The sequence below is a fragment of the Bordetella petrii genome, assembly GCF_020991325.1.
Lineage (GTDB): Bacteria > Pseudomonadota > Gammaproteobacteria > Burkholderiales > Burkholderiaceae_B > Bordetella_A > Bordetella_A petrii_E.
The window spans coordinates 1-11,335 of the sequence record NZ_JAJMLX010000148.1 but is presented as its reverse complement, the minus strand read 5'-3'; the positions used below and the strand labels follow the sequence as shown (position 1 = coordinate 11,335).

The window sequence follows — 11,335 nt, the reverse complement described above, 5'->3', positions numbered from 1 at the left end:
TGGCCGCCGACGCCTGGGCGCCCGAGCCCACCGCCACGCTGTCGTCGGCGCTGGCGCGGGCCTCGGTGCCGATCGACACCGCACGGTTCGCGGTGATGGTGCGTCCGGCTTCCGACCCGATGGACACGTTGTCGCTGCCCTGCACACCCAGGCCCGCGCCCGTGCCATGAGCCACGTTGTTCGACCCCGCGACACCGCGCCCCGCCCCCAGGCCGATACCCTGGTTGTTGCTGCCCGTGACTTCGCTGCCCGCGTAGGAACCGGTAGCAAGGTTGTTGTCGCCGGCAACGATCTGGCCGCTGTTCTTGCCGCTGGCCTGGTTGGCGTCACCGCGCACTTGCTGGCCCGCATTCTGGCCTTCGGCCTGGTTGCTGTTGCCCACCACATTGCGGCCCGCTTCCTGGCCCACGGCCTGGTTGGAATCGCCCGTGACATTACGGCCGGCGTTGGAGCCCAGGGCCGTATTCTGATTGCCCCGCGTATCGGTGCCGGCCCAGAACCCGAAGCCGTTGTTGTAGTCGCCCGTGACATTCTGCCCCGCGCTGCGTCCGAACGACTGGTTCCAGCCGCCTTGCACATTGGTGCCCGCGTAGTAGCCGATGGCCTGGTTGGCGTTCTTGCCGCCCACATTCGAACCGGCGCCCTCGCCGATGGCCACGTTCCAGTTGGTGGACACGTTCTGCCCCGCCCCGTTGCCCAGCGCCTGGTTGTTGCTGCCCGCCACATTGCGCCCGGCGTTCGATCCGATGGCGGTATTCTGGCTGCCCGTGACGCCGGTGCCCGCCCAGAAGCCCACGGCATTGTTGTAGTTGCCAGTGACATTCTGCCCCGCGCTGCGCCCGAACGACTGGTTCCAGCCCCCCTGCACATTGGTGCCGGCGTAGTAGCCGATGGCCTGGTTGGCATTGCCGCCCGACACATTCGAACCCGCACCTTCACCTATGGCCTGGTTCCACAAGGAGGAAACATTCTGGCCGGCGTTGTTGCCCACCGCATAGTTGGATCCGTCCCATTGCACAGGTTGCGACTGCGCCGCGCCCGCGGCGGCCGCCAAGACAACGCCAGCAAGGGCCGAGCGTATTCCCGGCCCGCACGGGGCCGTGTTTTTGCATTTCATGTCTAGCCTCGAAGTCAGTATGGATGCCGCGCGCGGGGCATTCCGCGCGCGGCGTGCCGGTTCAGATGGCGGTGGCCATGGCCGGGTCGCTGATGCCGTGCTTGCCGGTTTCGATACGGCCGGCGAAGCGCCGCGAAACCCCATCGGCAATCAGGGTGAAGTCATACCAGTTGCCGCTGTCGGCCAGCATCCAGTGCTGCTCGGCCACTTCGCCAGCGGGCACTTCCAGCTGCCATGGGCCGTCGGCGCGGTAGGCATTGGCCTGCAACTCCACCGCGGCGGCGGCGTTGCCGTGGTTGGCCACCTTTGCGTAGACGGCGCCGTTCTCCACGTCGTAGCAGACCTGCGCCTCGACCTGGGCGCCGCTGGCGCTGTTGCCGCTGAAGGTGCGCACGAAACCGTTGGTGCTGTACACCCACAGTTCGTAGTCGCCGCCGTCCAGGGACGCGTCCCACACGTCTTCCAGCGTCTTGCCGGCCTCTACCGTATAGCGGCGCGGAATCAGGTCCAGGTGATTCTTGTCGTACACGTGGAACACCGCCCCCACCTTGCCGGTATTGCTGAAGATCAGCGTGACGCGGCCGTCGTCGCCCACGCGGGCGCTGGTATGCAATTCATACGGCAAGGCCCGCGAATAGCGCGTGCCGGTTTCCTGGAAGAGCGGCTGGGCCGTCAACGGCGGATCGGCGCGCGGCAGGGCGCGCTGCTGGGCTTCCTGCGCCGCGTAGTCGCTGTTGTCGGGCAGCGAGGGAAATGCCGCGTCGTTGGGCGTCTCGAAATCGAAGGCCGAAGTCAGGTCGCCGCATACCGCGCGGTGCCAGGGGCTGATGCTGTCCACCGTAATATCGAAGCGCTTTTCCAGGAAGCGGCCCAGCGAGGTGTGGTCGAAGGCTTCGGAGCTGACCCAGCCGCCGCGGCTCCACGGCGAGATCACGTACATGGGCACGCGCGGGCCCAGGCCCCAGGGGCGGGTGGTGCCGCTGATGGTGTCTTCGGCCTTCAGGTACTTGCGCGCGGGGTCGGAAAAATATTCGCCGTCCAGCGGCACGGTGGACTTGCCCATCAGCTTGCCGTCGGCATCGTACGAAGGCACGGCCGGCGGCGGCAGGTGGTCGAACAGGCCATCGTTCTCGTCGAAGGTAATGAAGAACGCAGTCTTGGCCCACACGTCGGGGTTGGCGGTCAGGGCGTCCAGCACGCGCGAGATGTAGTCGGCGCCCTGCGAGGTACTGCCGCCGCCGCTGGGATGCTCGGACACGGCGGGCCACGGCAGCACCCACGACACCTCGGGCAGGGTGTCGTTGCGCACGTCGTCGGTCAGGCGTTCCAGGCTGTAGTGCGTCATGCCCTTTTCGTACAGCGGCGAACCCTGCGGCGCGGTGCGGAACGATTCGAAGGCCAGGCCGCCGTGCATGGCGCCCGTCCAGTTGTTGTTGGGGTCCTGGTAGAATCGCCAGCTGACGCCAGCCTTTTCCAGCAGGTCGGGCAGCGTGGGCCACTTGAACGACGAGCCCTGGTAGGTGTAGCCCGGATCGGGCAGCGCGCCCGTGATCCAACAGCGCAGATTGTTGGGTTCGGAATCGGAGTCGGTGCAGTTGATCCCCAGGCGGCCCAGTTCCGGGTTGAAGTTCGAGCCCGACCAGAACACGATGCGGTTGGGGTCGGTGCCGGTGGTAATCGAACAGTGGTAGGCATCGCAAATGGTGAATGCCTCGGCCAGCGCGTACTGGAACGGAATGTCGTTGCGGCGGTAGTACCCCATCGAATGCACTTTCTTGTGCAGGGCCCAATGGCCGAACTTGCCCTGGTTCCAGGCCGCTTGCGAATCCGAGAACGAATGCGGCGTGCCTGGCACGAAGATGGCGTTCATCGATTCGCGGTCCAGGTGGTAGGGGGGCACTTCCTGGGTACCATCAGACTGGAACCACGCCGGCTTGCCGCTTTCCAGCGGAATGGGGAAGCGGTCGCCAAAACCGCGCACGCCGCGCATCGCGCCGAAGTAATGGTCGAACGCGCGGTTTTCCTGCATCAGGATGACGATGTGCTTGACGTCCTTGATGGTGCCGGTGTCAACGGCGGCCGGGATGGCCAGGGCGCGCTGGATGGACGCCGGCAGCATGGCGGCCGCCGACAGCGCGCCCATGGCGCCGGCCGATTTGCGCAGGAAGTCGCGGCGGTTCGCACTGCGGGGAGCCACGTCGCCGGGCACCGGAGGGAAAGACTTGCTCATGGATGGGTCTCACACAAAAAGAGGGAAAGGAGTACGCGGCCGGGTGCGGGCGCGATCAGGGCGCACAGCGCAACTGGGCAGGCTGGCCGCCGGGATCGCCAGGCTCTTCGGGCGTTTCGGGCTGGGAGGGTGAGTCATCGTCATCGCTGCCGCTGCCGCAGGCGGCCACCAGGCACAACAGCAGGCTGGCGGCCAGCGCGGCCCAGGGGCGGGAAGATAGGGGGTTCATCACACAAGTCCTCATGGGGTGGGAGACGTCGGATGAAGGCAGATTAGGCAGGCAACATGACAAGCGAATGAATTAAATTCAAAATTGATTTATTTATAATTGAGTATTACTCAGCTACACTGCGGGCCTTTGCCGACCCGTTGAAACCGCTGCATGCCTGCCTTCGATTCCCCCGCCCTGCCTTGCGCGGCCTGGCCCCCGTCCGCCCCTGAAATGCACGGCTGGCGCGCGGGCGGCGCCAACCTGATCCTGGACCTGGATGGCACGCTGATCCGCGAGCACGAGCCCATCGACGGCGCGGCGGAATTGCTGCATGCCTTTCGCGGCCGCTATGTCATCGTGTCGAACAATTCCACGCACACGGCGCGCCAGATGGCGCGGCGGCTGCGCGGCATGGGCCTGCCCGTGCGCACCGGCGACCTGATACTGGCGGGCGAGCAATTGGTGGACTATTTATGCGCCCGGCACGCGGGGCAGCGGGTGCTGCTGCGGGCCTCACCGGCGCTGCGCCGCCAGGCGGCGGCGCGCGGCTGCCACTTGGTGGACTGCGATGCGCAGGTGGTGGCGCTGGCGCTGGACAAGCGCTTCGACTATGCGGCGCTGGTCCAGGTTACGCAGGAACTGGCGCACGGCGCGAAACTGGTGGCCAGCAATATCGACCTGACGCATCCCGGGCCGGATGGGCAGGTAGTGCCTGAAACGGGCGCGCTGCTGCGCGCGGTCCAGGCCTGCACGGCGGCATCGTGGCATGCCGTGGGCAAGCCGGGGCCGGCCATGTTCCGCGAAGGCCTGCGCCGCTTGGGCAGCACGCCGGCCAATACGCTGGTGATCGGCGACAACCCGCAAACCGATGCCGCCGGCGCGGCGCGCGCGGGGTTACGGTGTGTGCTGATAGGCAATGGCGCGCAGGCTGTCGCGGGTACGCCGGGGGAGTTGCTGGCCATGAGGCTGAGGTGCGGGTAGCGGTGTGGTGCGGCGGGGCTTGTCGCGTTCTTCTGGCGTCGTCGGGGCCGGCTCAGGCAGGCGCCCTGCACGCCTGCCTGAGCCATTCGGGCGGTGGCATGCCGGGTCGGGCGTCCATGGCACTAGCTTGACGGCATCGACCCGGGTGTCTGGCTCCCATCGGGTGCCAGACACCGCTGTGTGCCACGATCGTCTCAGTAGGATGGTGTCAGGCACCCTTCGGGAGCCTGACACCTGGCCTGGCAGTGCTTGCGACAGAGTTGAGCGCTTGCGCGGGCGATTCAATAGCGCTTGAGCGACAGGACGTTGAAGGTGCTTTTCAGGGTGGCCACGGATTTGTCGTAGTTGGCCAGGGCCAGGCAGGCAATCAGGGCGTCGATGATGGCCAGCTGGGCCAGGCGGCTGGTCATGGCCTCGGTGCGGAAACGGGTTTCGCGCGCCATGGTGTGCAACAGCACGTCGGCATGCGCCTGGATGGGCGATTTACCGAAATTGGTGATGCAGATGGTGCGCGCGCCGGCTTCCTTGGCCAGGCGGGTGGCCAGCACGGTTTCGTGGGTGCTGCCTGAATGCGAGATGGTCAGCACGGCCACGTCCGGCCCGGTAAGCGAGGCGCTGATGGCCTGCACGTGCGAATCGGTAACGGCGGTGGCGTTCAGGCCGATGCGCAGCATGCGGTAGTGGGCATCTTCGGCAATCGTGGCCGAACTGCCGATGCCGTAGATTTCGATGCGGCGCGCCCGCGCCAGCAATTGCACGGCCTGCTGCAGGGCATCGGTGTCCAGCACCGATGCGGTTTCCTGCAAGGCCTGGATATTGCTTTGGAAAATCTTGCCCACCACGGCGGCGGCGCTGTCTTCGGGCGCCAGGTCTTCATGGATGTATTGCACCGGCCGCACGATTTCCTGGGCCAGCGCAATCTTCAATTGCTGGAAGCCCGTGGCGCCCACCAGCTTGCACAGTCCGATGACACTGCCTTCACTGGATTCGGTTTTTTCCGCCACTTCGCTGACCGACATGTGCACCACCTGGCTGGGATGCCTGATGACGAACTCGCCGATGCGCTGCGCGGCCGGCCCCATGGTGGGTAGCAGGCTTTCGATGCGTGCCAGCAGGGCGGGCGGCGCCGCTTGCGCTGCGGGAGGTTCGGCGCCGGTGGCAGCAGGCTTCTTGGTAGTGGCCATGGCAATGGGCAGGCTGGGTAGCGGCCCATTTTCGCACAGGCAGATGACGCTGGAATCAGCCCGGTTTGCCGTCCACGCGCGGGCGCGCCAGGTGCGGCGCGTAGGTTAGCGCGTACAGCGCGAAACCCGCCACCCAGCACACCGCGGCCCCGTACACCCAGTGCAGGTACCCGGCAGGCCATGCCAGCGGGCCCGCCACCCGCAACAACGCGGCGGCCACGATCAGCCAATAGGCGGCGATTTCCGAGCGGCCGGCCACCAGCCGCCTGCCCGTATGGCCCAATGCCGTGCGCGTGATCATGGCGATGATGGCGGTGCCCACCACGCCCACGGCGAACGCGTGCTCGGCCACCCCCGGCATGATCCAGCCCATGGCGCCGGCCGCCAGCAGCACGAAGCCCGCGGGCAGCCAGGCATAGGCCAGGTGCAGAATCCACAGTATTGGCCGGTTGCCCACCGCGTAGCCGCGCCAGCCCGCCACGCGCACCGCCAGCAATGCCGCCGCCAACAGCGCCAGCGGCGCGGTCAGCCAGCCCGGCGCGGCGAACACCCAGGCCAGCAGCGCCAGGATGGTAGAGACCACGATGGGCTTGCCCAGGCGCGGATTGGCCTTCAAGCGAAAGCCCGGCACCGCGTTGGTGGTGAACATGGGCAGCACGCGCGCGCCAATGACCGCCACGAACAATACCGGCAAGGCCAGGCCGGCCACGCAGGCGCGCAGGGCCAGGCCGGCGTCGCCTTGCCAGGCAAAGGCATGGAATGCCAGATTGATGGCCCCATAGACCCATAGCGCCAGCGCCATGGGATAGTTGCGCCGGTTGCCCGAACGCATCAGCACGCGGGTAAAAGCCAGGGCCGCCAGGGGCAGGAACAGGCCGTCGAGCACCGCCGCCAGGGGCGCCGGCGCAAACCACATGGCCAGCCGGCCCGCCAGCCACAAGGCCGTCAGCGCGGCCAGCGCAGCACCCGCCGGCGTATCCACCCCGGTCCAGGCTCGCCCGGCCGTGAACAGGAACCCCACCACGATGGCGGCGGAAAAACCGAACACCATTTCATGCGCGTGCCACAGCAGCACCAGGCCCATGGTTCCCGGCGGCGGCGGCAGCACGCCGGCCAATTGCCCGGCCCATATGGCCACGGACAGCGCCGCGAAGATGGCGCCGGCCAGGTAGAACGGCCGGAACCCCAGTGCGAACAGCGCCCACCCCGAGGGTGGCGATGGCTGGGGTTCGTCGGGCCGGTGCAAAGCGGAAGGTGAGATGCGGATCTGGGCCATGATGTATCGAGCAAATAAGCATGCGCCGCGCGACAGGCACGGTGGCGAATCAGTCTAGCCATCCCGGAACGCAATGCGATTCATCTTATTGCGTAGACCTATGGTTTATTGCGTAATTATTTGCGCTATCTCAAACCCAACTGGCGTATATATCTTATGACAACAGGGTTATTTGGCGAGCCGGGCCAAGCTCGCTACGCTTCCCGGTTCGACACACCCCGCCGGCATTGTGGCGGCGCGGGTCTACGGGAAGCACATGATGAAGATTGCAAAAGGATTGATCGGCGCCGCGCTGTTGCTGGGCGCGGCGGCCGGCGCGCAGGGCGCCACGCTGGACATCGTGAAACAGCGCGGCGAAGTCCGCTGCGGCACCACCACCGGCTTTGCCGGCTTTTCGGCGCCGGATGCCAAGGGTGTCTGGCGCGGCCTGGACGTGGACGTATGCCGCGCGATCGCGGCCGCGGTATTCGGTGACGCCGGCAAGATCAAGGTGGTGCCCCTGAATTCGCAGCAGCGCTTCACCGCGCTGCAATCCGGCGAAATCGATGTACTGACCCGCAACACCACCGTCACGCAGCAGCGCGACACGGCGCTGGGCATCATCCATGCCGGCATCAACTTCTATGACGGCCAGGGTTTCCTGGTGCCCAAGTCGCTGGGCGTGAAAAGCGCCACCGAACTCAACGGCGCCACTATCTGCCTGCAGACGGGCACGTCCAACGAAAACACGCTGGCCGACTGGGCGCGCGCGCACCAGGTGGACTACAAGCCGGTGGTCATCGAAACCTTCGACGAAGTGGTCAACGCCTTCGCCGCCGGCCGCTGCGATGTCTTCAGCACCGATGCCTCGGGGCTGGCCTCGATACGCATCTCGAAGCTGCAGAATCCGGACGACTACGTCGTGCTGCCCGAGATCATTTCCAAGGAACCGCTGGGGCCGTTCGTGCGCCAGGGCGATGACGCGTGGCTGAACATCGTGCGCTGGTCGCTGTCGGCCATGATCGAGGCCGAGGAATACGGCATTACGTCGGCCAACGTCGATCAGCAGGCCCAGAGCGCCAACCCGAACATCCGCCGCATCCTGGGCGTGACGCCGGGCGCGGGCGCGAATCTGAAGCTGGACGAGAAATGGGCGTACCACATCATCAAGCAGGTGGGTAACTACGGCGAAAGCTTCGACCGCAACGTGGGCGCGGGCAGCCCATTGAAGATCGAGCGCGGCCTGAATGCGCAATGGACCGACGGCGGCCTGATGTACGCCCTGCCCATACGCTGACGGCGCGGCCCTGGGCGCGGCGCCGTCAATTGATGCTGTAGCCGCGCCCTTTGTAGCAGGCGCCCATGGCGCGGTTGAACGAATCGATGGATACGCCGGTGGTGTACTGGCTGATGTTGTCCGGGTCGAAGCCGCTCTGGTTCATGGCCCAGCGGCGGCACTCTTCGCGGTCGCGCGCCTGCTGCGAATCGCTCTGGCCATGGGCCGGATAGGCGATGATGTCCGGGCTGGACGACGCCACGCGCGGGGCTTCGTAGGTAACAACCGGGGCTGCGTAGCTGACCGGCGGAGCCACATAGACCGGCGCCGGCGCTGCATAGCCGTACCGCGGCCCCGGGTAGTACAGGGGCGGGGTGGTATACGTGATGCCGCTATAGCCCCAGCGCGGGCCGGTGCTCAGGGCGATGCCGATGCCGGTGCCCAGCAGCGCGGCGCCGCCGATCCACCAACCGGAATAACCGCCATGGGCCAGGGCCTGGCCGCTGGATACTGCCAGAATGACGGCGGCCGCGGCCGCGCGCCGGAATCGGGACTTCATGGTCGTGTTTCCTGAGTAACGCTTCGTCTACTGTACTTCCGACGGCGGCGGCTGTGCAAAAATCCGCCCATGCCATTCGACAACCGCCTGCAGAAAAATTCCCTGGCCGCCCAGGCGGCCGGCCTGCCCGCCGCCTGGCGGGCCGCTTTCGATACCCCCGTGGTCGCCCGGGCGCTGGCCGACGTTACCGCCCACGTGGAACAGCGGCTGGCCGATGGCGCCGTGGTGTATCCGGCCACCCCGTTCCGCGCGCTGGACGGGCTGGCGCCGTCCGACGTCAGGGTGGTGATCCTGGGACAAGACCCCTATCATGGCCCCGGCCAGGCGCAGGGCCTGGCGTTCTCGGTGCCAGACGACTGCAAGCGCCCGCCCAGCCTGCGCAATATTTTTGCCCAGATCGCCCAGGACTGCCCCGGTACGCCGTTGCCCCGCGGCAACGACCTGTCGCGTCTGGCCAGCCAAGGCGTGCTGCTGCTGAACACCAGCCTGACCGTGGAAGACGGCCAGCCGGCCTCGCACGCCAAGCGTGGCTGGGAAACGGTAACCGACGCCCTGATCGCCCTGGTGGCCCGCGATCCGGCCCCCAAAGCCTTTTTGCTGTGGGGCGCGCATGCCCAGGCCAAGCGGGCGTTGCTGCCCAACAACAGCGGCCACCTGGTACTGATGGCCAACCATCCCTCGCCGCTGTCGGCCCGGCGCCCCCCGGCGCCCTTCCTGGGCTGCGGGCATTTTGCCCAGGTGAACGCCTGGCTGGCCGACCAAGGCAAAACCCCTATTGACTGGACTACGGAAGAGGGGGATGTACGCCAAGGCGAATTCGGGTTATGATCGCGGCACTGCACAAAATTTGTTCCGGCATTTATCCCGCGCTTCCGCTTTCTCAAATGCGCGCTATTTGCAGTTCATCGGGCCTGATTTCCCGACCCCATGCCGGATACCATCGATTCCTGACCTCCTTTCCTTTCGCCTCGCGTTTCTTGTAACGCGCCGCGCGCACGGTTGATCCGGTCGGCCCGATGCTCCATCAACCGCTGCCCGGATCCGGCCTACTTTCCTTCGGCTAGCCCGGCACATGCGCCGCTTTACGCGGCAAGGACAAGTAATGTCTTTTGATTCCCTGGGCCTGGCGCCCACCCTGCTGTCTGCCATTCAAGAAGCGGGCTTCTCTACCCCCACGCCCGTGCAGGCCTCCGCCATTCCGCAAGCGCTGGCCGGCCACGACCTGATGGTGTCTTCGCAAACCGGCAGCGGCAAAACCGCCGCTTTCATGCTGCCCGCGCTGAACCGCATTGCCGGCCAGCCCGGCAATAAGGGCGTGGGCGTGCAGGTGCTGGTGCTGACGCCCACCCGCGAACTGGCGATGCAGGTTACCGATGCTACGGGCTCGTACGGCCGCAATCTGCCCGGCCTGCGCACCGCCACCGTGGTGGGCGGCATGCCCTACGGCGCGCAGCTGAAGGCCCTGTCGCGCCGCGTGGACGTGCTGGTGGCCACCCCCGGCCGCCTCATCGACCACCTGAAGGCCGGCCGCGTCAAGCTGAACACTGTGCACACCCTGGTGCTGGACGAAGCCGACCGCATGCTGGACATGGGCTTCATCGAAGACATCGAGACCATCGTCGAACGCCTGCCGCAAGAACGCCAGACGCTGCTGTTCTCGGCCACGCTGGACGGCACCGTGGCCAAGCTGGCGGCGCGCATGATGCGCGAACCGCAGCGCATCGAAATCGCCGGCCACAAGGAAAAGCACACCAACATCACGCAAAGCCTGCTGTACGCCGACGATGCCAGCCACAAGATGCAACTGCTGGACCACGTGCTGCGCGACGTGAAGCTGGACCAAGCCATTGTGTTCACCGCCACCAAGCGCGGGGCCGACGACCTGGCCGACCGCCTGGCAGACCAGGGCTTCGCGGCGGCGGCGCTGCATGGCGACATGAACCAGCGCCAGCGCACCCGCACCCTGACCCAGCTGCAGCGCGGCCAGGTGCGCATCCTGGTGGCCACCGACGTGGCCGCTCGCGGCATCGACGTGCAGGGCATCAGCCACGCCGTGAACTTCGACCTGCCCATGCAAGCCGAAGACTACGTGCACCGCATCGGCCGCACCGGCCGTGCCGGCCGCGACGGCCAGGCTTTCACGCTGGCCACGCATGCCGAACGCCACAAGATTCGCCGCATCGAACATTACATCGGCCAATCCATCACCCCGGAAACCATCGCCGGCCTGGAACCCAAGCGCACCCCCCGCCCCTACACGGGCGGCCCCGGCGGCCGTGGCGGCAAGCCTTTCGGCAAGCGGCCCGGCGGCTTTGGCGGCGATCGCCCGCAGTTCCGTGAAGGCGGCCGCGGCTTCCGCGCCGAAGATCGGCGTCATTCCCGCCACACTGATGGTCGCGGGCAACATGATGGGCTCCGGCGTCTTCATGCTGCCCGCGAACCTCGCCGCCACCGGCGGCATCGCGATCTTCGGCTGGCTGATCACCGTCGTCGGCGCCGTGTCGCTCGCGCTCGTGTTCGCG

Annotated in this window: 9 protein-coding genes and 1 pseudogene; 4 read left to right on the top strand and 6 right to left on the bottom strand. The window is 66.8% G+C overall.

Features of this window, described 5'->3' with window-relative positions:
* From LPZ50_RS15205 to LPZ50_RS15195, 3 genes and pseudogenes are all read right to left on the bottom strand, one after another.
* A pseudogene (locus tag LPZ50_RS15205) lies at positions 1-1,054 on the bottom strand (hypothetical protein); the annotation flags it as partial.
* A gap of 124 nt (positions 1,055-1,178) precedes the next feature.
* Positions 1,179-3,347, bottom strand: coding sequence for a phosphocholine-specific phospholipase C (locus LPZ50_RS15200; RefSeq protein ID WP_230662308.1), 2,169 nt, complete (start codon positions 3,345-3,347; stop codon positions 1,179-1,181).
* A gap of 55 nt (positions 3,348-3,402) precedes the next feature.
* A complete protein-coding gene (locus LPZ50_RS15195) occupies positions 3,403-3,576 on the bottom strand; it encodes a hypothetical protein (RefSeq protein ID WP_230662307.1) in 174 nt (57 codons plus the stop codon).
* A 153-nt stretch (positions 3,577-3,729) separates the two neighbouring features.
* On the opposite strand from LPZ50_RS15195, the gene LPZ50_RS15190 reads away from it, so the two are divergent.
* Positions 3,730-4,539, top strand: coding sequence for an HAD-IIA family hydrolase (locus LPZ50_RS15190; RefSeq protein ID WP_230662306.1), 810 nt, complete (start codon positions 3,730-3,732; stop codon positions 4,537-4,539).
* 281 nt (positions 4,540-4,820) lie between these two features.
* Here the strand turns inward: LPZ50_RS15190 and LPZ50_RS15185 are convergent, their stop codons facing one another.
* Positions 4,821-5,654 (bottom strand): MurR/RpiR family transcriptional regulator, encoded by an 834-nt coding sequence (locus LPZ50_RS15185; protein WP_419195600.1) that lies wholly within the window; start codon positions 5,652-5,654, stop codon positions 4,821-4,823.
* A gap of 124 nt (positions 5,655-5,778) precedes the next feature.
* The gene (locus LPZ50_RS15180; protein ID WP_230662304.1) at positions 5,779-6,999 is read right to left on the bottom strand and encodes an NnrS family protein; all 1,221 of its coding nucleotides are present in this window, start codon (positions 6,997-6,999) and stop codon (positions 5,779-5,781) included.
* Between the two features lie 259 nt (positions 7,000-7,258).
* Here LPZ50_RS15180 and LPZ50_RS15175 point away from each other — a divergent pair, with 259 nt between their 5' ends.
* Complete coding sequence (locus tag LPZ50_RS15175) at positions 7,259-8,275, top strand: amino acid ABC transporter substrate-binding protein (RefSeq protein ID WP_230662309.1); 1,017 nt, start codon at positions 7,259-7,261, stop codon at positions 8,273-8,275.
* Positions 8,276-8,300: 25 nt separating this feature from the next.
* On the opposite strand, the gene LPZ50_RS15170 is transcribed toward LPZ50_RS15175, so the two are convergent.
* Positions 8,301-8,813 carry a hypothetical protein gene (locus LPZ50_RS15170; RefSeq protein ID WP_230662303.1) on the bottom strand — a complete coding sequence of 171 codons (513 nt, stop codon included), beginning with the start codon at positions 8,811-8,813 and terminating at the stop codon, positions 8,301-8,303.
* Between the two features lie 69 nt (positions 8,814-8,882).
* On the opposite strand from LPZ50_RS15170, the gene LPZ50_RS15165 reads away from it, so the two are divergent.
* Together LPZ50_RS15165 and LPZ50_RS15160 are read left to right on the top strand one after the other, a co-directional pair.
* Positions 8,883-9,641: a uracil-DNA glycosylase gene (locus tag LPZ50_RS15165; RefSeq protein WP_230662302.1), complete on the top strand. Its 759-nt coding sequence runs from the start codon at positions 8,883-8,885 to the stop codon at positions 9,639-9,641.
* A 274-nt stretch (positions 9,642-9,915) separates the two neighbouring features.
* On the top strand, positions 9,916-11,335 hold a 1,420-nt coding region (locus LPZ50_RS15160), incomplete at its 3' end, for a DEAD/DEAH box helicase (protein WP_230662301.1).